Source organism: Roseateles puraquae (assembly GCF_002205845.1).
Lineage (GTDB): Bacteria > Pseudomonadota > Gammaproteobacteria > Burkholderiales > Burkholderiaceae_C > Pelomonas > Pelomonas puraquae.
In genome coordinates, this window is record NZ_NISI01000011.1 from 150,156 (window position 1) to 172,293 (window position 22,138).

Sequence of the window (22,138 nt, forward strand, 5' to 3'; positions counted from 1 at the left end):
AGGCGTGTGGACGGCTTTCGGCCGTTGTGGCGCGAAATTTGCTTTTGACCAGGCAACTGAAATCCGGAAGTCGCACATCATGAAGTTGTCCCGCATCGCCGCCGCCCTGGCCGCCCTGGCCCTCGCCGCCAGCGCCCAAGCCGCCCTCGTCAGCACGACGCTGAGCAACGTGGTCATCGGCGGCACCACCTACAACGTGACCTTCACGCAGGATGACTCGGGCACCACCTCGTTCGACGATGTGTTCGGTGCGGGCACCTCGCCGGCGCTGACCTTCGAGAACAACGTCACCGGCCTGGTCGCTGCCAACGCACTCCGCGCCGCCGTCGAGGCCACGGGCTTCGACTCGGCACCGGGCTACAGCGGCACCGAGGTCATCGGTTTCAACGTGGTCTTTGGGCTCACGCCGACGAACTACAGCTTCTACACGGTCCGTCCGGACGTCGAGGACAACATCGACGTCGGCGTCAGTGCCGAAGCCAGCGCCCTGCGCAGCGCCGGCACGCCCTGGTCCTTCGTGACCTTTGCCACCGTGACCGAGACCCCGCTGCCCGAGCCGGGCAGCCTGGCGTTGGTGGGTCTGGCCCTGGCCGGCCTGGGCTTCGCCGGCCGCCGCCGCGCCTGATCGGCCCGGCCCTGCTGGACAGCGCCGCCTGCGGGCGGCGTTTTTCATGGCGCGGCCCGGTGTGAGGCGATGCGGCGTGGCGCGCCCGCCCGCCCCATTCGCGGGGCCTGGCCTGGGTGATGTTCACCACCCGCGGCGCATGCGCCTCTTCAGAATGACTGCAGGCGCCCGGTTGGCGCGACGCAGGAGAGGAGGCAGTCCATGGCAAGCGGCATCACATTCACCCCCCGGTACTGGCTGCAGGCGGGCGATGAGACCTGGTACCCGGCACCTTGGTGGGCCGACACCCAGCCGCTGCTGGACGCCTTTGCCGACCCCGCCCGCGCCCGGGCCGATGCCGCCGCTCGCGCCACCGAGCTGCGTCGCATCGTGGCGGAAGGCGGCCTCGTGCGCTGCATGGCCCCCGACGCCCACCATCCCGTGCCGGACCCCGTGCGCGACGTCTATGCGCATGCCGGCATCGGCCACCTGCTGAGCTGACGGCCGCTCAGGCCGACGCCGTCAAGGCGCCCGGGCCGTTGCCGTCGCCCGCGGGGGGCGTCAGCAGCCGCTGCACGAGCGCCGACAGCTTGCGAGGCGCCAGCGGCTTGTGCGCCACGCACACCTGGGCGGCTTGCGCCTGCTCGGTGATGGCAGCGTCCAGGTCGCCGGTCACCAGCAGCGCGGGCAGGCCCGGCAAGTGCAGCGCCTGCCGCAGCCGCGCCAGCTCGGCGAGTCCGTCGCTGCCGTCCAGGTGCAGGTCGGTGACGACCAGGTCTGGCGTTTCACCGCCGCCGAACTGCGCCAGCAGCGCCTGCGCATCGCCGCCGGCGTGCACGGTGTAACCCCAGCGCCGCAGCAGGGCCGCCATCGCTTCGCGCACGTCGACATCGTTCTCGAGCACCGCCAGCACGCCCCGGGGCCCGTGGCCCGTGGCGACCGGGGTGCTGACGGGGGCCGCTGCCGCGGCATGCGGGGCGTCGCTCAGGGGCAGGCGCAGGCTCACGGTCGTGCCTTCGCCGGGGGGTGACACCAGCTGCAGCGAATGCCCCAGCAGCTCCGAGGCCCGGCGCACGATCGACAGTCCGATGCCCAGCCCCTCTGCAGCCTGCATCGGGTTCAGCCGCACATAGTCGCGAAAGACGTCGTCCAGCTTGTCGGGCGGGATGCCCGGGCCGCTGTCCTGCACCGCCAGTTGCACCGCACGGCCGGTCGCGTCGGCACTCAGCTTCACGCGCACGAAGCCCGTGTCGGTGTACTTCACGGCGTTGGACACCAGGTTGAAGACGATCCGGCGCAGCAGATGGCGGTCGGAGACGATGTCGACCTCCGCCAGGCCCGGCGCCGGCAGCACCTCCAGCCTCAAGCCCTTGCGCGCGGCCAGCCCCTCGAAGTGCAGCTTCACCTCCTGCAGCAGCTCGTGCATCGACACCGGACTGAGCTGCGGGGCGTAGTGGCCGCCGTCCAGGCGGCCGAGGTCCATCAGTTCATCGAGCATCTCGGCCAAGGCCGCGGTGCTGCGTTGCACGCGCGCCAGCCAGGTGCCGAAGCGGTCCGGATCGCGCTGGGCGTCGGCCCCCAGCTCCGCCAGCATGCCCAAGGCATGGGCAGGCTGGCGCAGGTCGTGGCAGGCGGCGGCCAGCATCCGGATGCGCGACGCGCTGAGCTGCTCCAGCTCGGTGTTGCGCTGCGCCAGCTCGGCAGACACCGCGGCCAGCCGCCGTCCGCGCCGCACCGCCAGGGCCAGGGCCGCGCCGGTGGCGAGCACGCCCACGGCGGCGATGGCAAACGCGACGATCCAGCCGCGCTGGCGGGCCGCCTGCAGCTCGGCGTCGGCCTTGAGCCGGGCGTTCTCCTGCTCCTTGGCCGCCACGTCCAGCTTCTCACGCAACTCCGCGCGCGCCGTTTCGTTGGCAAGCGCCTGCGCCTCGGTGCTGGCCTCGTTGGCCGCCTTCAGCGCGGCCAGCGCCTCGCGGTAGTCGCCAAACGCCTCATGGAACCGGGCCGCGTAGCGCTTGCTCATGGCTACCCGGGAGGGGATGCCAAAAGCCGGATCGGCCATCACCTGCTGCAGTTGTTGCAAGGCCTCCAGGCCGCGCCGGTGGGCCTCGGGCGTCTTCACGCGGCCCAGGATCTCCAGCAGCGTGGAGTTGCGCATGGCCAGTGTGTTCGGCTCCTGGGTGGGCCAGCGGGCGCCTTCGTCGTACAGGGCCAGGGCTTGCGGCAGCCGGCCGGCGATGGCCAGCGCGAGCGCGAACTGGATGGCGGTGAAGGCACCGGTTTCGTCGCCCAGCGCCCCGCCGCGCAGCAGGGGCTGCACCTGGTTCATCAAGGCGAAGGCGGTGTCCCGATGGCCGGCGCCGAATTCAACCCGAAACAGCAGGAACATGATCGAGGCCCGGATGGCCTCGAAGTCGCTGTGCTCCACCAACGCCAGCGCTTGCTGCAGCCAGCCCCGCATGTTGTCGGTGCGGTCGCCCAGGGTGGTGCTCACGGAGTCGGTGAGGGCCATCTGGTAGAGCGCGTAGGCGGTCTGGACGTCGGTGATCGCCTGCTCGCGCTGCTGGGCGGTGAACTGAATGGCGTCATTGAAGCGGCCGGCGCGGCTTGCCTCGGCAGCCTTGGCCTGCAGCACGAAGTACTGGCGTGCCGGGTCGCCCAGGCGCTGGCCCAGCGCGTCGAACTCGGTCACCGTCAGTTCAGTCTTGCAAGGCTTGCGGTTGACGATGCTGGCCGCGGCTGACAGGTCGAACAGCTCCCGCTCGTACGCGGGCCCCAGGGACCGGGCCAGGGCGAGGGATTCATCGGTCAGGCGGCAATCCGTGGCCGTGGCGCTGGTGGCCATCAGGTAGTCAGCGGCCGCGCGCAGGCGGGTGCGTGGATCGCTGCTGCCCTTGGCCGCTTCCAGGGCCGCTGCGGCTCGCTTCTCGGCGCGTGCGGCATGCCGCATCGCATCGGCAAAGCTGCCCATCACGAAGCGATCCCGCCATGCCTGATCGATGGAGCCCCCCGACGGTGCCGCGAGCGCCACCTGCGCCGGCAACAGCAGGCAGGCCAGCCAGCCGCGCCAGCGCCCGCCTGCCCGCCTCGATTCATACCTCGCCATCGCCAGCCCCCTTGTCAGCCTGCCCAACACATCGACGGTGTCTTGGGCCGCGTCGCGCACGGGCGGCCCGCAAGGCGCTCAGCGTCTCACGGTCGATGGGGCGGTGGCGCCCCCGCGCTCAGGGCGTGGGGGTTCATTGACAGAATTTGAAGAACTCCTTATGCGCGGCTTGCCGCCAGCCGCCAGCCGCCAGCCGCCAGCCGCCACCGCGGCGCTGGCGAGCCTCAGAGATTGCCCGCGAACAGCCGCTTGAGCAGCAGAGCCTTGAAGCCGCGCGCCTCGTCCAGCCCCAGGCGCTCGAGGTAGGCGGGGGGCGCGGTCTGGCCGGTCCACACGGCGCGCAGGGCCGTCGTCACCAGCGTCACCGGATGCTGCAGGCTCTTTTTCAAGCGTCGCAGCGCCGCCACGATGCGCAGCTCGTCGTCGGTCAGGTCGGTGCCGAACGGGAAGCCGGGGAGCAGGCCGGCTTGGGTCAGCGGATGCAGCGCCGCGTCGAGTTGTTCGGGCGTGTTGCGGGTCCAGGCGACGGGCAAGGTCCAATCGGCCGGCAGCTTGCCGGCGCGTTGCGCGGCTTCCAGCAGCGCGGGCTGAAAGCGTGAGTCGGCGATGCGCAGCAGGCGCCGGATGACCTCGGCGTCGCTCTGCCCGCGCAGGTCGGCCACGCCGTACTCGGTCACCACGATGTCCCGCAGGTGGCGGGGGATGGTGCAGTGGCCGTACTGCCAGACGATGTTGCTGACCGGGCCGTCGGGCGTGTCGTGGCAGGCGCGCAGCACGAGGATGGAACGCGCATCCGGCAGCGCATGCGCCATCGCCACGAAGTTGTACTGTCCACCCACGCCCGACACCACCTGGCCCGACTCCAGCGCGTCCGAGGCGGCGGCGCCGAGCAGCGTCACCTTCATCGTCGTGTTGATGAAGCGGGCCTGGACGCGCTGGGCGCGGCGCAGCGCGTTGTCCAGTGGCCCGGGGCCGTCGAGCTGATTGATGCGGTCGATGCGGTCCATGCGGATGGCCGCACGTTGCGCCGGGGTGAGCGCACGCAGCGCGGCGTAGAAGTCGGTCGGCCCGAGGAAGAAGCCGCCCGTCATCACCACGCCGCCGGGCAGGCTGGCCGGGTCCAGCTCGCCGCGGTTGACGGCCTGCTGGGTGGCGAGGTCGTCGAACACCCGCCGCTTCACCACGCCCGCGGTCATCAGCTTCAGGAAGCCGTTCACGAACATCTCCGAGCAGCCGTACAGGCCCCGGCGGAAAGGTGCGAGGTCGGCCTCAGGCGCCTCACGGGGCGGTGCCGGTCCGTCCAGCGCCTGCAGCAGCCGGCGGTAGTCGGCGTTGCGCTCGTGGCGCAGCAGCAGCGCATGCGCAATCGCGTCGCCCAGCGAGCCGATGCCGATCTGCAGCGTGCCGCCGTCCTGCACCAGGCGGCTGGCATGCAGGCCGATGGCGTGGTCGGTGGTGCTGACCTTGGCATTGGGCGGCGCAAACAAGGTGTGGCTGCACGCGGGGTCAGTCACGATCAGGTCGAAGAAGCCCGGTGCCACCACCGCATCGCCGTGCATGAAGGGCAGTTCGCGGTTGATGCAGCCCACGCTGAGCACCGGCTGACCGGCCGCCGCGGCGCGCTCCTTCAGTTCATGCGTGACGTCGGGGTTGCACGCCAGGCTCAGCTGCCAGCCCGGCGTGCTCTGGTGTTGCGAGGCCACCGCCTGGGCCAGCACATTCACGCCGTGGGCCAGCATGTCGCGGGCGGCAAAGGTGTAGTTGGTGCTGATGTAGTGCTGCTGGGCCGCGGCGTTGCCGAGGTAGTCGCCCGTCTTCAGGAAGAACTCCCGCACCTCGATGTTGGGCGGCAGCCGGCCGGCCCGGGCGGCCTTCACATAGTCGAGATCCGGGTAGCCGCCGAACACACGCTCGACGATGGGCGCCAGGAATGCCCGCTCCAGCTCGCTCGCGCCGGTGGGCACCTCCAGGCTCAGCGCCGTGACGATGACCAGCCGGCGCGACGGGTCGGCCGCGACGCGCGCGTACAGCCGGTTGACGAAGGGATTGGGCTTGCCGATGCCCAGCGGCAGCGCCAGCACCAGCGTGCCGGGGATGCGCGCGAGCACGGCGTCCACGGCAGCGTCCACCGTGGGCAGGCTCTCGTGTGTCATGCGATGTCTCCTCGCCGGCCAGTGTGCCCGCTGGCGCGGGGCCAGGGCTTGCGCTGGGGCAAGCCCTGCGTCAGTCGCCGCGCGCTTCAGTCCCCACCGGCTTCAGTCCTCGCCCGCTTCAGGCAGGTGGATCAGGCCGGTGTGGAAGTCGTACTCGAACACCTCGCCATAGCGCGCCCATTCGATGGCCACGCGCAGCACCTGCTCGGCCTCGGCCGGTTCCATGTGGGCGGACAGCAGCTTCAGGAAGGGCTCTTCCTTCAGCTGGCCATCGGCCTCCTGCTCCAGGCTGTGGCGGATGAACGCGGCCAGCGGCACATGCGCCAGCAACTGCTGCCCGAAGATCTCGCGGCGGAACTCGTGCGTGCCTTCCACGTACTTGCGGCCCAGCGGGGTCATCAGCAGGTCGCCGCCGCTGAGCTGGGCCAGGCCCAGGCGGTGCAGCGCATCGGCCAGGGGTAGCACGGCCTCGTCGGTCAGCTCGCTCTCCTCCACCAGCTGCGGCAGGTCGGCGCGGCCCTGGAAGGGCTCGTCGGCCAGCAGCTCCAAGAGGCTCTCCATGCGGCCGACTTCGGCCTCGGGCAGGCGCTCACCCAGGTGGGGCTTGGGCGCCGTTTCCACCGCGCCTGGGGCGGCGGTGGCGCTGGTCATCAGGCGGTAGACCTCGTCAATGAGCAGCCTCACCTCGGCGCTGTCGGCCCGGCGCGGCCGGGGCAGTGTGATCGGCAGCTCGGCGCGCACCCGGCCCGGGTTGCTCGCGAACACCAGCACCCGGTCGGCCATCATCACGGCCTCTTCGATGTTGTGGGAGACGACGAGCATCGCCTGCGTCGGCATCTGCCCGCCGTCCCAGAGTTCCAGGATCTCGTTGCGCAGCCGCTCGCCGGTCAGCACGTCCAGGGCCGAGAAGGCCTCGTCCATCAGCAGCACCGCCGGCTGCATGACCAGGGCCCGCGCCAGGCCCACGCGCTGGCGCATGCCGCCCGACAGCTCGCGCGGCAACGCGCCCTCGAAGCCGGCCAGGCCGATCAGCTCGATGGCGTCGGCCGCCCGGCGCGCCCGCTCCGCAGCCGGCACGCCTGCGGCCTCCAGGCCCAGCTCCACGTTCTGCTGCACCGTGAGCCAGGGAAAGAGCGCGAAGCTCTGGAACACCATCGCAATGCCCTGCGCCGGGCCGAACAGCGGCTGGCCGCCGTAGTGCACGTCACCCGCATCCGCCGTGATCAGGCCGGCCATGATGCGCAGCAGCGTGCTCTTGCCCGACCCGCTCTGCCCCAGCAGCGCCACGATCTCGCCCTTGGCCAGCGTGAAATCCACGCCCTGCAGCACGCTGCGCAGGCTGCCATCGGCCGACTTGAAGCCCTTGGCGACTTGCTTGAGTTCGAGGAGTGCTTCCATGCGTTCATCCTTGCTTCTTCGAGGCCGCCGCAGGCAGGCCGTTTCTCCAGCGGCTCCCGCAGATCCGGCTTTGCCGGGCTGCCGGGAGCGCCCCCTTGAGGGGGCCGGCGCAGCCGGTACGGGGTGGGCTAAAAGTGCATGCGCTCTTCGGCGATGCGGTACAGCCGGCGCCAGACCCAGTGGTTCAGGGCCATCACGAACACGCACATCACGCCGATGCCCAGCGCAATGCGCGGGAAGTCCCCGGCCGTGGTCATCTGCTGGATGTAGCTGCCCAGGCCGGCGGCCTGCAGCTGGGTGTCGCCCCAGCTCACGTACTCGGCCACGATGCTGGCGTTCCAGGAGCCGCCGCTGGCGGTGATGGCGCCGGTGACGAAGCTCGGGAAGATGGCCGGCAGCAGGTAGCGCCGCCAGGCGAGCCAACCTTTCAGGCCCAGGTTCTGCGCGGCCAGGCGCAGCTCGGTCGGGATGGTGGCCGCGCCGGCCACCACGTTGAACAGCAAATACCACTGCGTGCCCAGGATGATCAGCGGCGACAGCCACAGGTCGGGGTCGAGCTTGTACTTGACGATGAACAGCACCGCGACCGGGAACACCAGGTTGGACGGGAACGCCGCCAGGAACTGCGCCACCGCCTGCACCCGGCCGGCAATGCGCGGGTTCAGCCCGATCCACACCCCGATGGGCACCCAGATGACCGAGGCCACCGCAATCAGCAGCAGCACCCGCGCCAGCGTGTAGAAGCCCAGCTTGAACACATGTGCCGCCTCACCCCAACCCACTTCGGAGTGGATGAAGCTCACCAGCCGCCAGATGGCAAACAGCACGAGGGCGGCGATGAGGGCATCCCAGGCGCGCGACCACAGCGGGTTGGGCGCTTCAGCGCGGGCGCGGATGGAGCGGCCGTCGAAGCGTTTCCTGAAATGCACGAAGCTCGCCGTGATCCAGCGTCCCGGCCAGGCGCCCAGGTGTTGCAGCAGAGCCGTGCGGCGCAGCCAGGTCAGCAGCCAGGACTGCGGCGCCTGGTCGCTGCTGCTGCCCTCGAAGCGGAACTTGTCGGCCCAGGCCAGCAGCGGGCGGAAGAAGAGCTGGTCGTACAGCAGGATGCCGATCAGCATGCCGAGGATGGCCCAGCCAATGGCGCCCAGGTCGCGGGCCTCGATGGCCACCGCGATGTAGGAGCCCACACCCGGCAGCTTGATGTCCTGCCCGGCCACCGAGATGGCCTCGGAGGCGACGACGAAGAACCAGCCGCCGCTCATGCTCATCATCATGTTCCACAGCAAGCCGGGCATCGCGAACGGCAGCTCCAGCCGCCAGAAGCGCTGCCAGCCCGAGAGCTGGAAGATGCGCGCGGCCTCCTGCAGTTCGCCCGGCACCGTGCGCAGCGACTGGTACAGGCTGAAGGCCATGTTCCAGGCCTGGCTCGTGAAGATGGCGAACAACGCGGCCAGCTCCACCCCGAACAGGTTGCCGGGGAAGAGGGCGATGAAGGGGGCCACCGCGATCGCCTGGAAGCCCAGGATGGGAATCGACTGCAGGATGTCCAGCAGCGGCACCAGCACCTTCTCGGCCGCCCGCACCTTGGCCGCCAGCACCGCGAAGACGCAGGCAAACACCACCGAGGCGCCCAGCGCGATGAACATGCGCAGCGTGGTGCGCAGCAAGTAGTAGGGCAGGTGCGCCGGGTCCAGCGACAGCGGCAGCGCCTCGCCCAGGTGAAAGGGCTTGGCCATCTGGGCCGCGGCCATGGCCAGCAGCACCAGGACCGCCAGCACCAAGGGCAGCAGGGCCCAGTCCCAGCGGTTGAAGCTGGCCTCGATGGCAGGGCGCGGGAAGAAGCGGCGATTGGACATGGTCGGCACGAGCGAAGCCCGCCAGCCTAGAGGCCAAGTGTCACCCCGCCGTGACATCCGCTGTCCGCGGGCTTGCATCCGGCTTGCGCCGGGGTGCCGGCCTCAGCGGGTCAGCGTGTATTCGGCATGGGCCGTGGCCGCCGAGCTGCCGCCCACCCACACGTCGAAGCCCGCCGGCTCCGCACCCCAGGCGCGCGTGACGGGGCTCCAGAACTGCAGCTCACGCCGCCCCAGCGTGAAGCGCAGCGTCTGCGCCTCGCCCGGCGCGAGGTGCACGCGCTGAAAGCCCTTGAGCTCACGCTGCGGCCGCGCGGCGCTGCCGGAGCGCTGGTGGGTATAGAGCTGCACGACCTCGTCGCCCGCGACCGCGCCGGTGTTGCGCACAGTGACGCTCACCGTCACCGGCTCGCCGACGCGGGCGCTGCTGCGGTCGAGCGTCACCGCCCCGTAGCTGAAGCTCGTGTAGCTCAGGCCGTGGCCGAAGGGGTAGAGGGGCGAGGAGGGCGCGTCCGTCGAGTAGCGCGACGTGAAGGTGCGCGCGGTCTCGTCGGCATGGGTGCGGTTGTGGTTGTAGTAGGCCGGCACATGGCCGGTGCTGCGCGGCCAGGTGACCGGCAGCTTGCCGCCGGGGTTGACGGCGCCACTGAGCACGTCGGCCACCGCGTGCCCGCCCTCGCTGCCCGGGAACCAGGCTTCCAGGATGGCCGGGACCCGGCTGCTGGCCCAGCTGATGTCCAGCGGCCGGCCATTGAGCAGCACCAGCACCACCGGCTTGCCCGTGGCCACCACCGCCTCCAGCAGCGCCTGTTGGTTGCCCTGCAGGGCCAGTGACGCCACCGAGGCCGCCTCGCCGCTCATGTTGGCGCGTTCGCCCAGCACCAGCACCACCACCTCGGCCTGGCGTGCGGCGTCCACCGCGCGGGCAAGTTCGGTCTGCTGGTCCACCGCGGGCATCAGCGCCGGTGCGGGCTTGCCCTGGTCGGCGTCCCAGGGCAGGGGATAGGCACGCTGCATGTCGCCGCCGCGCGAGAACGTCACCTGCGCCTGCGGCCAGCGCGCCTGGATGCCCTGCAGCACCGTCACGCCCACGCCCTTCTCGACGGTCCACGAGCCGAGGATGTCTTCGCCGCTGTCCGCCAGCGGCCCGATCACCGCGATGCGCTTGAGCGAGGCCGCCAGCGGCAGCGCGCCGCCCTCGTTGCGCAGCAGCACCATCGAGCGCTGCGCCGCCTCGCGCGTGGCGGCGCGGTGGGCGGGGTCGTTGAACACCGCCGCCTTGCGTTCGGGGGCGCCGTAGGGCCGCTCGAACAGCCCCATGCGCAGCTTGACCTGCAGCACCTCGCGGACGGCCTCGTCCACCTGGCGCATCGGTACCTTGCCGGCCTTCACGAGGGCAGGGAGCTGGCGCAGATAGCTGTTGCTGGCCATGTCCATGGTCACGCCGGCCAGCAGGCCACGTCGCGCCGCATCGGGGTTGTCGGCGGCGAAGCCGTGGTTCTGAAGCGACTGCACCGCAAAGGCGTCGCTGATGACGAAGCCCTTGAAGCCCATCTCGCCGCGCAGCAGGTCGCGCAGCAGCCAGCGGTTGCCCGAAGCGGGCACGTCGTTGAGTGTCATGTAGGCCGACATCACCGTGCCCGCGCCCGCGTCGATCGCGGCTTGAAAGGGCGGCAGGTAGACATTGCGCAACTGCACCTCGGGCACGTAGACCGAGTCGTAGTCCCGCCCGCCGTCGGCCGCGCCGTAGGCGGCGAAATGCTTGACGCTGGTCAGCACCCGCTCGGGCGTGCCGAGCTGCGGCCCCTGCAGGCCGCGCACCTGGGCGCGCGCCATGGCCACACCCAGGAAGGTGTCCTCGCCCGCGCCCTCGACGATGCGGCCCCAGCGCGCATCGCGGGCGATGTCCACCATGGGCGTGAAGGTCCAGTTGACACCGGCCACCCACGATTCCTTGGCGGCCATCGCCTGGGCGCGTTCGACCAGCGCCGGGTCCCAGGTCGCGGCCAGCCCCAGCGGCACCGGGAACACGTTTTTGTAGCCATGGATCACGTCGTAGCCGAACAGCAGCGGGATGCCCAGCCGGCTCTCCTTCACGGCCACGCGCTGCAGCCGGGCGATCAGGTCGGAATCAAACGTCCACAGCACCGAGCCCGCCTTGCCCGCACGGATGAGCTGCTCGGCCGTCTCGCCGTTCGGGCCGGGCACCTCGGCGCCGAGCTGGGTCAGCTGGCCGAGCTTCTCGTCCAGCGTCATGCGCGCGATCAGGGCGTCAGCGCGGCGGGTGATGGGGTCGGACTGGGCGGCGGCCGGGCCGGCCAGCAGCGCGCCGGCGAGCAGGGCTGCCGCCGGCAGGAACGTTCGGGCCATGGGGGGTGTCTCCTCGGGGTCTTGTCAGCAGGGGCCGCTCGAATGGCGGCTGGCCGCAAGCCTACAGGGAAGACTGCCCGCGGGATATGGCGTTATCGGCCAGGGCGGCGCCAGCGAATCGGGCGCCTCACTCGAACAGATGCCCCAGGTCGTGATGGCCCATGGATTCGGCCTTGGTGCGCAGGTACTTCTCGTTCTCGGGGCCCGGCGCGGTGAGGGAGGCTTCGCGCACCACCACCTCGATGCCGAACTCGGCGAGTGCGGCCATCTTCAGCGGGTTGTTGGTCAGCAGCCGGATGCGGTGCACGCCCAGCGCGCGCAGCATGCAGGCGGCGGCGTCATAGCGGCGCGCGTCGATGGGCAGGCCCAGCGCCGCATTGGCCTCGATGGTGTCCTTGCCCGCGTCCTGCTCGGCGTAGGCGCGCAGCTTCTGCACCAGCCCGATGCCCCGGCCCTCGTGGCCGCGCATGTAGACGATGGCGCCGCGACCCTGCGCGGCGATGCGCTTCATGGCGCTTTCGAGCTGGGGCCGGCAGTCGCAGCGCAGCGAGCCGAAGACCTCGCCGGTCATGCACTCGGAGTGCACCCGCACCAGCGGCGGCTCGTCGCCCGTCAGCTCGCCCATGCTGAGCACGACATGCTCCTGGCCGCTGTCGTCCTCCCGGAAACCGTGGATGACGAACTCGCCGTAGGGGGTCGGCAGGCGGGTGGAGACGATGTGTTCGAGTTTCATGGCGCGAGGGCAGACGAGGGCGCATTGTCGCCGCCCCGGGAGAAACCCGCAGCCCAGCGGTGGGGAGGCGGGCAAAAGCCGGGCATCCTCCTCGGACGGCGGTCCTGCGTTAGCCTGCCGGCCCTCAGCAATCAGGAGATCCTTCATGAGCCAGACCGTCCACTTCCAGCGCCCCGATGGCCAGACCGTGACCGGCTATCTCGCCGAAGCCAACCGCCCCGTCGGCGCCGTCGTCGTCATCCAGGAGTGGTGGGGCCTGAACGACCAGATCCGCGGCGTGGCTGACCGCTTCGCCCGTGCCGGCTTCACGGCCCTGGTGCCCGACCTCTACCGGGGCAAAGCCACCGTGGAAGCCGAGGAGGCCCATCACCTGATGTCGGGCCTGGACTTCGGCCAGGCCGCGTCGCAGGACGTGCGCGGCGCGGTGCAGTACCTGCAGGGCCTGAAGGTCGGCAGCGGCAAGGTTGGCGTGACCGGCTACTGCATGGGCGGCGCACTGACCGTGCTGTCGGCCACGATGGTGCCGGAAGCCGCGGCCGCGGTCGTCTGGTACGGCATGCCGCCGTTGGAGTTCGTGGACGCCAGCCAGATCAAGATCCCCGTGCAGGCGCACTGGGCCACGCAGGACGCCTTCTTCAAGATCGAGGGCGTGGATGCGCTGGAGGCCAAGTTCGCCGAGGCCGGCGTGCGCTACGAGGCCCACCGCTACCTGGCTCACCACGCCTTCGCCAACGAAACCGCCCAGGGCCCGCACCGCCTGCCGCAAACCCAGTACGACGCCGCCTGGGCCGAACAGGCCTGGGACCGCACGATGCGCTTCTTCGGGCAGCAGCTCGGTTGACCCTCAGTTCGCCGCCGCCACGGGCGGCTTGCAGCGCTTCACCAGCGCTTGCGATCGCCCATCCAGCGCCGCCCGTGCCGCCGGGGACTCCAGCACCTGGCGCTTGACCAGCGCCTCGCCCACCGGTGTGGCGGTGAAGGCCTCGATGGCCTGGATGTCTTCGGCGGTGAAGCGAGGCAGCGGCTCGGGCGTCTTCAGGTTGAGGGCGACGTACAGGCCCAGCAGGCCGTGCAGCGCGTACTTGCGGCCGGTGGCCGAAGTGAAGAAGGTGTCGGCCGCCGCCAACTCCGCCGGGCTCAGCGCCGCGTTGACGATCTGCTCGGCCGCCTCGAAGTACTCGCTCGGTGCCAGCGCCTGGAAGCAGTCGTTCTGCGCCGCGGTCAGCGTGCCGCGAGCCGCGCTCTGGCGCGCGGCGAGCTTGAGCCCCACCAAGGCCGACTCCGCCGTCACTTCGGCGGTGACCGACACCGCCGCGGCGGGACCGGCCGCGGTGGCGAGCAGGGCGGCGAGGCAAGGAGCCAGCGCAATGGAGCGGACGGACATGGGCAGGGCAGGGTAGCGACAACCTCGCGATTCTGCCGACCGCCGGAGGCCCACCGCGGCCGTGCATTGTTCTCACCCGGTGTCGTGCGCCGGGTTCAGCCACACCGGCATTCAACACAAATATGATAGTGTCGCGCCCATATAAACGATAAAAGCGATACAAACGCGCTTCTACCTAGCATGCAGGACGATCGCGACAGCGAAATTCAGGACCTGGCGGGCGCCGAGGCCTTCGCCTCGCCTGAACCTGTGTGCGTTCCGCCGGCAACCTCAGCGGCCCCGACGGCCGACGAAGCGCGTGAGGCCGAGCAGGAGCGGCTGCGTCAGCAGCGACGTGTGCGCGTGATGCAGAGCATTGAGGCCCAACCTGACCTCACGGCGGTCAAGGTCTCGATGTTGAACCTGCAGCAGCTCAGCCGGTCCGAGCGCTCGCACGTGCGCGCATTGACTGCGCTGATCCACGACGACCCCGCCATGCTCGCCAAGTTGCTGCGCCTGGTGAACGCGGCCTTCTACCGCTCGGTGGGCGGCGGCGAGATCACAAGCATGGCGCGCGCCGTGCACCTGCTCGGCTTCCAGAAGGTGGGCATGCTGGCCAGCTCGCTGAGGTTGTTCGAGACGCTGCCGCCAACAGCCCAGGGGCAGCGACTGCAGCAGGAGTTCGCGAGGGCGCAACTCGCGGCCTTGCTGGCCCAGCAACTGTGTGTCAGCCGCCGGCACGCCGAGAACGTGCCGCTGGCCGCGCTCTTCCAGCGCCTGGGCGACTTGCTGGCGGGCCTTCACTTCCGCGACGAGGCCCAGGTCATCGATGATCAGCTCGACCTGCAGGAGCTGCCGCCCGAGTCCCCCCAACGCCATCGCCAGCGCGACCGCCTGGCCCGCGCGCGCTGGGGGCTGACCATCGAGGAGATGGGTCACGAGGTGGCACGGAGTTGGGGCTGGCCGCCCGATCTGCTGGCCCTCATGCGCAGCCTGCATCCGGAGTCTGCCGATGAGCTGCTGGGTGGCGATGACTACGCCCGCGCGCTGTGCACCGGCGCCAACACGCTGGCTGGCGAGCTGATGCGCCTGCCCCGCGCGGGCACGCCGGAGGAACAGGCCGCAGCGCGTGCACGCCTGGCACGTGCCTTTGCGGTGCGTCTGTCCGAGCCGTTGGGACTGGACCCCGAGACCTTGCCCGACGTCATCGAGCAGACCCATGCCGGCTGGCTCGAGCTGCTCAAGGCGTTGGGCGTGACCTTGCTGGCGCCGGGGGGGGCGGTGGTGGTGGCTCGAACGAAGCTTGACCCCAACTCACGCGCCTACCGCCAGAACCTTGCCGACGAACTGGCGGATGCCATCGAGCATCTGCGCCGCATGAACCGCCGCGCGGCTCCGCTGCCTGAGGTGCTGGAGGCAGCGCTCGAACTTCTCACCAAAGCGCTGGGCCTGCAGCGCGCCGTGGCTTGCTTGGTTGATCCCGCCGCGGGCGCTCTGCGCGGGCGCATGGGCGTGGGCGACAAAGCGGTGGTGCTCGCGCCCTTCTTCGACATCCCGCTTCGACCGCCCGCCGACCTCTTCGGACTCTTGTGTGCCAAGAACGCCGACACCCTGATCCGCGACGTCGGCGACCCCGTCATTGCCCAGCGCCTGCCCGCCTGGTTCGGCGAGCGCGTGCGTGCGGGCACCTTCCTCGTGCTGCCCTTGGTCACGTCCAACCAGCAGGTGCTGGGCATGCTCTACGGCGACCAGCGCCAACCCGGCGACCTCGTCCTGCACGACCGCGGCTTGGCCCTGCTGCGGGATCTGCGGCAGCAAGTGCTCAATGCGGTGGTGATGCCCAGGCGATGAGGGCGCTACGCCAGCCCGCGTGGGCTCCAGAGCCCAACAGGCGTTCTCGATGAACACCCGAGACCTGCAGGATCGACGAGGCCTAAGGGCCGCGCCGCTGCCGTGCTTGCGAGAGCGCATTGCCGGCCAGCATCAGCAGGCGCGCGAACAGCTCGACGAGCACCGCCGCGATGGCCACCAGGGTGGTGCCGTAGCCGACGAAGAACAACACGGTCGTTGAAGCCATCGACCCCACGATCGCCAGCGGCAGGAACAAGAGGCCGAGCACCCGGCCCAGGATGCCGATCACCTTGCCGGCGCGAAAGACGCTGCTGCCGAAATCCCCCGCCGTGTTTGACCAGTTTCTGAGCAGAAGGTAGCGAGCGAGTGCATTCATGGCGCGGTACCTGGGTAAGGGCTGATGGGCAGGCCGGCCTCAGATCGGCAACGCATTCGTCGACTTCACCTCCTCCATCACCGCGTAGGTGCGCGTCTCGCGCACGCCCGGCAGGCTCCAGATCACGCTGCCGATGAACTCGCGGTAGGCGCCCATGTCGCGCACGCGGGTCTTGAGCAGGTAGTCGAAGCCGCCGGCCACGAGGTGGCATTCCAGGATCTCGGGGCGGGCCTGCACGGCGGCCTTGAAGGTGTCCATCACGTCCTGTACGGTGCGGTCCAGGTGCACTTCGATGAAGACCAGCATCGCGGCGCCGAGCTTGGCCGGGTTCAGGCGCGCTTCGTAGCCCAGGATGAAGCCGTCGCGCGTGAGGCGCTTGACGCGTTCCAGCACCGCGGTGGGCGACAGGTGCACGGCTTCGGCGAGCTTGAGGTTGGAGATGCGGCCATCGGCCTGCAGCACCCGCAGGATGCGCTGGTCGATCTTGTCCAGCTCGTCGGTCATCTGGATTTTCCTCGGCGGGAATGCGAATGCTTGGAATTTAATCCACCTTCACCGTCGATAGAGTGCGAGTTCTCACCAGGAGCCGTCATGTCCATCCCCTTCGCCGCCCCCACCGAACAGACCCGCCTGCCCGACCCCTACCGGGCTGAAGCCGGCGTGGTGCAGGCCCTGGCCGACCGCGTGGGCGGGGCGCTGGACTGGGCCCAGGTCATCGCGATGGCCGGCCCGTGGGTGGAGCAGGTGCGCCGCAACCCGGCGCCGTTCTGGGCGATGGAGTCGCTGCTGCGCGAATACCCCATCACCAGCGCCGAGGGCCTGGCCCTGATGCGCCTGGCCGAAGCCCTGCTGCGCGTGCCCGACGCGCCCACCGCCATCGCGCTGACCGCCGACCAGCTCGGCCGCGCGGATTTCGACGGTGCCAGCGAAGGCAGCCCGCACAAGATGCTGGCCGCGCTGTCGGCCTCGGCGATCTCGATGTCCAAGCGCTTCCTGCCGGGCGCCGACGACGACGGCGGCCTGTTCAAGCGCCTGGGTGCGCAGACCGTGGTGGCCGCCACGGTGCGGGCCATCCAGCTGCTGGGGCGGCAGTTCGTGCTGGGTCGCAACATCGGCGAGGCGATGGGCGAGGCGGACGACGCGCGCAAGCAGCAGCGTCAACTCCGCTTCAGCTACGACATGCTCGGCGAGGGCGCCCGCACCGAAGACGACGCGCGCCGCTACCAGGCCGCCTACGTCAACGCCATCAAGGCCATCAGTGCCGGCCGCCAGGCCGAGTCGCCCGAAGGCTCGGACGGCATTTCCATCAAGCTCAGCGCGCTCTTCAGCCGCTACGAGGTGCTGCAGCGCGAGCGCGTGTTTGCCGAGCTGCTGCCGCGCGTGTGGCAGCTGATCGAGCTGGCCGCCGAGGCCAACATCAACCTCACCATCGACGCCGAGGAGGTCGATCGCCTGGAGCTGTCGCTCGACGTGCTGGACACCCTGGCTGCCGGCATCGCCCAGCGTTACCCGCAATGGCGGGGCTTCGGCCTGGCGGTGCAGGCCTACCAGACCCGCGCGCTGGCCGTGGTGGACGAAGTGGCTGCCATCGCGCGCAAGCACGGGCTGCGCTTCATGGTGCGGCTGGTCAAGGGTGCTTATTGGGACGGCGAGATCAAGCGCGCCCAGGAACTGGGCCTGGCCCACTACCCGGTGTTCACGCACAAGCAGCACACCGACGTGTCCTACCTGGCCTGCGCCCGCGCGCTGATCCAGCATGCCGACGTCATCTACCCGCAGTTCGCCAGCCACAACGCCGGCACCATCGCGGCCATCGTGCAGATGGCGCGCGCTGCCGGTGCTGCCTTCGAAATGCAGCGCCTGCACGGCATGGGCGAAGGGGTGTACCGCGAGGTGCTGAAGGACGGCAGCATCCCTTGCCGCGTCTACGCCCCCGTGGGCGAGCACCGCGACCTGCTGGCCTACCTGGTGCGCCGCCTGCTGGAGAACGGCGCCAACTCCTCCTTCGTGCACCAGCTGGCCGACCCGGCCGTGCAGGTGCCCGAGCTGCTCGGCTCGCCGCTGGCCGACATCCGCAGCACCGGCGCGCTGCCGCTGCCGCCGGCCCTCTACCTGGACGCCGATGGCCGGGGCCGCCGCAACTCCACAGGCCTGGACCTGACCGCCCCGGCCCACCGTGCCCCGCTGCAGGCTGCGCTTGACCGCGTGGTGGTGCAGCCGGTGGCCGAGGCGACGCCCGAGCAGGTGGATGCCGCCATGGCGCGCCTGCAGGCGGGCTTCCCGGCCTGGAGCGCCACGCCGGTGTCGCAGCGCGCGGCCATCTTGCGCCGCGCCGCCGATGCGCTGGATGCGCGCCTGGCCGAGTTCTGCGCCCTGCTCGTGAAGGAAGCCTTCAAGACCCAGGCCGACTGCGTGGCCGAGGTGCGCGAGGCCGTGGACTTCCTGCGTTACTACGCGGACAACGCCGAGGCCGATGCCGGTGCCATGCAGGGCCGCGGCGTGTTCGTCTGCATCAGCCCCTGGAACTTCCCGCTGGCCATCTTTGCCGGCCAGGTCGTGGCCGCGCTGGTGGCGGGCAACACGGTGGCCGCCAAGCCGGCCGAGCAGACGCCCTATGTGGCGCTGAAGATGGTCGAGCTGCTGCACGAGGCCGGCGTGCCGGCCGATGCGCTCGTGCTGCTGCATGGCGCCGGCGAGACCGTGGGCGCGGGCCTCGTGGCCCATGCGCACACCGCGGGCGTGTGCTTCACCGGCTCGACGGTGGTCGCGCAGATCATCAACAAGGCCCTGGCCCGCAAGCCCAACGCGCCCATCCCGCTGATCGCTGAGACCGGCGGCCTGAATGCCATGGTGGTGGACTCCACCGCCCTGCCCGAGCAGGTGATCGACGCGGTGGTGCAAAGCGCCTTCCGCTCCGCCGGCCAGCGCTGCTCGGCGCTGCGCCTGCTGTGCGTGCAGTCCAGCATCGCCGACGGCGTCATCGAGATGCTCAAGGGTGCGCTGGAACAACTGCACGTCGGCCAGCCGGCGCGTCTGGCCACCGACGTCGGCCCGGTCATCGACGACGAGGCGCATGCCAACATCGCCCGCCATGTCGAGCGCCTGAAGCGCGAGGCCCGGCTGATCGCCGAGGCGCCCGTGGCCGAGCCGCTGCCGCGGCAGATCCGGCCGGTGGCCTTCGAGCTCAAGCGCATCGCAGACCTGGGCGAGGAGATCTTCGGCCCGGTGCTGCACGTGGTGCGCTTCGAGAGCTCGGTGGACGAGGTCATTGCCGACATCAATGCGCTGGGCTATGGGCTGACGCTCGGCATCCAGACCCGCATCGACAGCCGCGCGCAGCGCCTGGCCGACGCCGCGCGCATCGGCAACGTCTACGTCAACCGCAACATCATTGGCGCGGTGGTTGGTGTGCAGCCCTTTGGCGGTGAGGGCCTGTCGGGCACCGGCCCCAAGGCTGGCGGGCCGGACTACCTGCGCCGCTTCTGCACCGAGCCGCATCTCGACGCCCCGGCCCCGGCCGTGGTGCTGGACGCCTTGCCCTCGGCGGATGCAGGCGCCCTGGCCGTGGCGGCCGACGCCACCTGGCGCGACACGCCGCTGGCCGATCGCATCGCCACGCTGCGCCGTGCGGCCGACACGCTGGACGCGCCGGCAGCCCTGGCCCTGCGCAGCCTCTTTCCGGCCGCCCAGGCGCTGTTTGCCGACCAGACCTTGCCCGGCCCCACCGGCGAGAGCAACACCCTGCGCCACCATGCGCGGGGCGTGTTCGCGGTGCTGGGCCGCGGTGAGGCCGGCCTGGCTGCGGCGGTCAGCGCGCTGCTGGCTGGCAACAGCGCCATCTGGCTGGGCGGTGACGAGCGTACCCGCCAGGCCCTGCTGCGTGCGGGCCTGCCGGCCAACGCCCTGACCCTGCTGCCCGACGCGGTGCTGCCGCGCCTGCTGGCGGCCAGCCACCTCGCGGGCGTGGCCCTGGCCTCGTCGGACCCCGCCCTGGCCCACCCGCTGGCCCTGGCCCTGGCGGCCCGGCCCGGCGCCATCCTGCCGCTCGTGACCGCAGCCGGCCATTCACGCCAGCTCTACCGCTTCACGGCCGAGCAGACCCTGACCGTCAACACCGCCGCTGCCGGCGGCAACGCGGCGCTGCTGGCGGGCGTGCACTGAGGCACGGTGTCGCCCGCCTGCGCTAACCTTGCGCCATGACGGCAGCGGAGCAGGCGGGATGACAGCAGCAAGACGATGGACCCTGGCCGCCTGCCTGGGCCTGGCCAGCCTGGGCGCTGCGCGTGCGGACAGCTGGCTGCCCGCCTGCCCCAAGGCCTATCTGGCGCCTTCGGGGGCCTATCGGTTCATCGTGATGCCCCGTGGCCCGCTCGATACCCTGAGCTGCACGCGCGCGGCCGATCAGCCCGAGTTCGTCGGTCGTCTGACCAGCTTGCATCGAGCCACCGGCACCTTGGAGAGGCAGACGGGCGGGCGCTGGGTGCCCGTCTGGGCGCACGAGCTTTCGAACGAGGTGAGCCCGGTCCAGGCCGCCGTGTCGGACACGGGCCGCGTGGCCACGTTCGACAACTGGCACGGCGTGGGTTGGGGTGACGATGTGGTCGTGCTGTTCGACACGCAGGGCCGCCTCGTGCGGCAGATGGGCCTGGCGGACTTCCTGCCCCGCACCTACGTGCATGCATTGCCGCAGTCCGTGAGCTCCATCTTGTGGGGGGGCGAGCACGCATTCACGGCAGACGGCCAGTCGCTGCAGCTCCAGGTGGTGGTGCCCGACGCCGATCCGTCCAGGCCGCGGCCCGGCGACGAGAGGCCGCCGCTGGTGACTCTGCTCGTCGAGGCCGACACCGGCCGTGTGGCCCCGCAAGCGCCCGTGGCCTGGGCTCAGGCGCTGGCGCAGGCCCGGCAGGCCGACGCGGTGCTGTGCGCCGAAGAGGTGGCGTGGTTCCAACGTGAACTCGCGCCGCGCCTGCCCCCGTCGCCTCGGGCCTCGCAGGCGGACTGGACACAGTACGGCTACGACGTCATCAAGCGCCTGCGGCCGGGGTCGGAGCTGCCCTTGGAAACCTGCGTGTTCAATGCCCAGACCCTGGCCGATCGCCACCAGGTCGAGGCTTGTCTGCGCGCGGCTTTCAAGGCGGCGCGCGAGACCCCCAGCGAGGTGTTGCTGATCGCCCCGGACCCCGCGGTGCTGTGGCCCGCCGCCCAGCGCGTGCTGGCGACGCTGCCGGCGGCGGCGCTCCAGGGTTCGCGGCTGTACGTCGCCGCTTCGTCAGCCCAGCAGGCGAGCGTCACGCGCGCCTTGTCGGCCCGGGGGGCGGAGGTGGTGGTGTTCGACCCGGGTCAGGCAGTGTCGCCCACGGCCTCAGCGCAGGACGCGCTGCGAGCGCGTTTCGATGCCGGCGAGGGTCGCGACGCGATGGGCAACTGCGGGCCTGACGCGCGCGTGGACCCAGTTCAGTAGAAGCCCTCCCGCCGCCGGTAGCGCTCGGCGCGTTCGGCGTCGTACTGGGCGGCGTCAAAGGTGTCGCCCTGGATGGCGCGGTGGATCTGGCCGCCGGTGGGCAGCTCGGCCGGGTCGATGAATCGGCTCGGGTTCCAGAAGTGCGAGCGCAGGAAGGCCTTGGAGCACTGCGTGTAGGCCTCCTCGATGTCGACGATCACGCCCAGCCGCGGGGCCTTGCCCTCCAGCGTGCTGGGGGCCAGCAGCGCGGCGTCGGTGGTGAGCAGGCCGCGGCCGTTGACGCGGAAGGTCTCGGTCGCGCCCGGGATGATGAAGAGCAGGCCCAGGCGCGGGTTGGCCAGCAGGTTGCGCAGGGAGTCGGCCAGGCGGTTGCCGGGGCGTTCGGGCAGCAGCAGGGTGCGGTCGTCCAGGATGCGCACGAAGCCGGCCGGGTCGCCGCGGGGGCTCACGTCGCAGCGGCCCTGGGCGTCGCTGGTGGCCAGGCAGACCAGCGGCGCGCGCTCGACGAACACGCGCGTGGCGTGGTTGAGGCGGTCGGTGATCTTGGCGCAGGTCAGTGGCGCGGGCTCGCCGATGAGCGCGCGCAGCTGCGCCTCGTCCTGCAGGATGTCGGCGGTGAGCCGGTGCGTCAGCCGTTGGGGGAGCGGGGCAGTCATGGGCGCGGCTGGTGGGGTGGGGGTGGCCGATTCTGGCCCGTACCCGGCGAGCGCCCAGAAAAAGGCCCTCTGCTGCGGCGGAGCCACGGGAGAGGGCCAAATCCACCAAAAGGCGGTGGAGGAGACAAGCGGTCATTGCAGCGTTGCAATGTTGCGATGCAGCATATACGAACACGGCTTGTTTAGTGTGACAAAACCCCCACGAGTTGAGGAG

At 70.7% G+C, this 22,138-nt stretch carries 16 protein-coding genes; 6 read left to right on the forward strand and 10 right to left on the reverse strand.

Annotated features, from left to right (window positions below):
• The first annotated feature begins 79 nt into the window (after positions 1 to 79).
• Both CDO81_RS22170 and CDO81_RS22175 read left to right on the forward strand, forming a co-directional pair.
• Positions 80 to 625, forward strand: coding sequence for a PEP-CTERM sorting domain-containing protein (locus CDO81_RS22170; RefSeq protein ID WP_088485420.1), 546 nt, complete (start codon positions 80 to 82; stop codon positions 623 to 625).
• Positions 626 to 826: 201 nt separating this feature from the next.
• A complete protein-coding gene (locus CDO81_RS22175) occupies positions 827 to 1,105 on the forward strand; it encodes a hypothetical protein (protein WP_088485421.1) in 279 nt (92 codons plus the stop codon).
• A 7-nt stretch (positions 1,106 to 1,112) separates the two neighbouring features.
• Here the strand turns inward: CDO81_RS22175 and CDO81_RS22180 are convergent, their stop codons facing one another.
• From CDO81_RS22180 to ribA, 6 genes are all read right to left on the reverse strand, one after another.
• Entirely contained in the window at positions 1,113 to 3,710 is a 2,598-nt protein-coding gene (locus CDO81_RS22180) for a hybrid sensor histidine kinase/response regulator (RefSeq protein ID WP_088485422.1), read from the reverse strand.
• Positions 3,711 to 3,934: 224 nt separating this feature from the next.
• A complete protein-coding gene (locus CDO81_RS22185; protein ID WP_088485423.1) occupies positions 3,935 to 5,863 on the reverse strand; it encodes an acetyl-CoA hydrolase/transferase C-terminal domain-containing protein in 1,929 nt (642 codons plus the stop codon).
• 102 nt (positions 5,864 to 5,965) lie between these two features.
• Positions 5,966 to 7,261 carry an ABC transporter ATP-binding protein gene (locus CDO81_RS22190; RefSeq protein ID WP_088485424.1) on the reverse strand — a complete coding sequence of 432 codons (1,296 nt, stop codon included), beginning with the start codon at positions 7,259 to 7,261 and terminating at the stop codon, positions 5,966 to 5,968.
• Between the two features lie 128 nt (positions 7,262 to 7,389).
• Complete coding sequence (locus tag CDO81_RS22195; RefSeq protein WP_088485425.1) at positions 7,390 to 9,117, reverse strand: ABC transporter permease; 1,728 nt, start codon at positions 9,115 to 9,117, stop codon at positions 7,390 to 7,392.
• A 102-nt stretch (positions 9,118 to 9,219) separates the two neighbouring features.
• The gene (gene bglX / locus CDO81_RS22200; protein WP_088485426.1) at positions 9,220 to 11,484 is read right to left on the reverse strand and encodes a beta-glucosidase BglX; all 2,265 of its coding nucleotides are present in this window, start codon (positions 11,482 to 11,484) and stop codon (positions 9,220 to 9,222) included.
• A 127-nt stretch (positions 11,485 to 11,611) separates the two neighbouring features.
• Complete coding sequence (gene ribA, locus CDO81_RS22205; protein ID WP_088485427.1) at positions 11,612 to 12,217, reverse strand: GTP cyclohydrolase II; 606 nt, start codon at positions 12,215 to 12,217, stop codon at positions 11,612 to 11,614.
• Positions 12,218 to 12,362: 145 nt separating this feature from the next.
• Between ribA and CDO81_RS22210 the strand changes: the two genes are divergently transcribed.
• Complete coding sequence (locus tag CDO81_RS22210) at positions 12,363 to 13,058, forward strand: dienelactone hydrolase family protein (RefSeq protein WP_088485428.1); 696 nt, start codon at positions 12,363 to 12,365, stop codon at positions 13,056 to 13,058.
• A 3-nt stretch (positions 13,059 to 13,061) separates the two neighbouring features.
• On the opposite strand, the gene CDO81_RS22215 is transcribed toward CDO81_RS22210, so the two are convergent.
• Positions 13,062 to 13,601 (reverse strand): hypothetical protein, encoded by a 540-nt coding sequence (locus tag CDO81_RS22215; protein WP_088485429.1) that lies wholly within the window; start codon positions 13,599 to 13,601, stop codon positions 13,062 to 13,064.
• A gap of 180 nt (positions 13,602 to 13,781) precedes the next feature.
• Here CDO81_RS22215 and CDO81_RS22220 point away from each other — a divergent pair, with 180 nt between their 5' ends.
• The gene (locus CDO81_RS22220) at positions 13,782 to 15,431 is read left to right on the forward strand and encodes an HDOD domain-containing protein (protein WP_088485430.1); all 1,650 of its coding nucleotides are present in this window, start codon (positions 13,782 to 13,784) and stop codon (positions 15,429 to 15,431) included.
• Between the two features lie 82 nt (positions 15,432 to 15,513).
• Here CDO81_RS22220 and CDO81_RS22225 read toward each other — a convergent pair whose 3' ends face one another.
• Positions 15,514 to 15,807, reverse strand: coding sequence for a hypothetical protein (locus CDO81_RS22225; protein ID WP_088485431.1), 294 nt, complete (start codon positions 15,805 to 15,807; stop codon positions 15,514 to 15,516).
• Between the two features lie 39 nt (positions 15,808 to 15,846).
• Entirely contained in the window at positions 15,847 to 16,311 is a 465-nt protein-coding gene (locus CDO81_RS22230; protein ID WP_088485432.1) for an Lrp/AsnC ligand binding domain-containing protein, read from the reverse strand.
• Between the two features lie 87 nt (positions 16,312 to 16,398).
• Between CDO81_RS22230 and CDO81_RS22235 the strand changes: the two genes are divergently transcribed.
• Positions 16,399 to 19,968, forward strand: a complete 3,570-nt coding sequence (locus CDO81_RS22235) for an L-glutamate gamma-semialdehyde dehydrogenase (RefSeq protein WP_088485433.1) — start codon at positions 16,399 to 16,401, stop codon at positions 19,966 to 19,968.
• A 58-nt stretch (positions 19,969 to 20,026) separates the two neighbouring features.
• Positions 20,027 to 21,268 carry a hypothetical protein gene (locus CDO81_RS22240; RefSeq protein WP_088485434.1) on the forward strand — a complete coding sequence of 414 codons (1,242 nt, stop codon included), beginning with the start codon at positions 20,027 to 20,029 and terminating at the stop codon, positions 21,266 to 21,268.
• Here CDO81_RS22240 and CDO81_RS22245 read toward each other — a convergent pair.
• Positions 21,262 to 21,924 carry an MSMEG_1061 family FMN-dependent PPOX-type flavoprotein gene (locus CDO81_RS22245; protein ID WP_088485435.1) on the reverse strand — a complete coding sequence of 221 codons (663 nt, stop codon included), beginning with the start codon at positions 21,922 to 21,924 and terminating at the stop codon, positions 21,262 to 21,264. The two genes, CDO81_RS22240 and CDO81_RS22245, sit on opposite strands and share 7 nt — an antisense overlap.
• Between the last annotated feature and the right edge of the window lie 214 nt (positions 21,925 to 22,138).

Coding starts and splice junctions, on each gene's coding strand:
- CDO81_RS22175 (WP_088485421.1), top strand. CDS start 827: ATGGCAAGCGGCATCACATTCACCCCCCGGTACTGGCTGCAGGCGGGC.
- CDO81_RS22190 (WP_088485424.1), bottom strand. CDS start 7,261: ATGGAAGCACTCCTCGAACTCAAGCAAGTCGCCAAGGGCTTCAAGTCG.
- CDO81_RS22240 (WP_088485434.1), top strand. CDS start 20,027: ATGACAGCAGCAAGACGATGGACCCTGGCCGCCTGCCTGGGCCTGGCC.
- CDO81_RS22225 (WP_088485431.1), bottom strand. CDS start 15,807: ATGAATGCACTCGCTCGCTACCTTCTGCTCAGAAACTGGTCAAACACG.
- CDO81_RS22220 (WP_088485430.1), top strand. CDS start 13,782: ATGCAGGACGATCGCGACAGCGAAATTCAGGACCTGGCGGGCGCCGAG.
- CDO81_RS22215 (WP_088485429.1), bottom strand. CDS start 13,601: ATGTCCGTCCGCTCCATTGCGCTGGCTCCTTGCCTCGCCGCCCTGCTC.
- CDO81_RS22245 (WP_088485435.1), bottom strand. CDS start 21,924: ATGACTGCCCCGCTCCCCCAACGGCTGACGCACCGGCTCACCGCCGAC.
- CDO81_RS22210 (WP_088485428.1), top strand. CDS start 12,363: ATGAGCCAGACCGTCCACTTCCAGCGCCCCGATGGCCAGACCGTGACC.
- ribA (WP_088485427.1), bottom strand. CDS start 12,217: ATGAAACTCGAACACATCGTCTCCACCCGCCTGCCGACCCCCTACGGC.
- CDO81_RS22195 (WP_088485425.1), bottom strand. CDS start 9,117: ATGTCCAATCGCCGCTTCTTCCCGCGCCCTGCCATCGAGGCCAGCTTC.
- CDO81_RS22180 (WP_088485422.1), bottom strand. CDS start 3,710: ATGGCGAGGTATGAATCGAGGCGGGCAGGCGGGCGCTGGCGCGGCTGG.
- CDO81_RS22185 (WP_088485423.1), bottom strand. CDS start 5,863: ATGACACACGAGAGCCTGCCCACGGTGGACGCTGCCGTGGACGCCGTG.
- bglX (WP_088485426.1), bottom strand. CDS start 11,484: ATGGCCCGAACGTTCCTGCCGGCGGCAGCCCTGCTCGCCGGCGCGCTG.
- CDO81_RS22235 (WP_088485433.1), top strand. CDS start 16,399: ATGTCCATCCCCTTCGCCGCCCCCACCGAACAGACCCGCCTGCCCGAC.
- CDO81_RS22230 (WP_088485432.1), bottom strand. CDS start 16,311: ATGACCGACGAGCTGGACAAGATCGACCAGCGCATCCTGCGGGTGCTG.
- CDO81_RS22170 (WP_088485420.1), top strand. CDS start 80: ATGAAGTTGTCCCGCATCGCCGCCGCCCTGGCCGCCCTGGCCCTCGCC.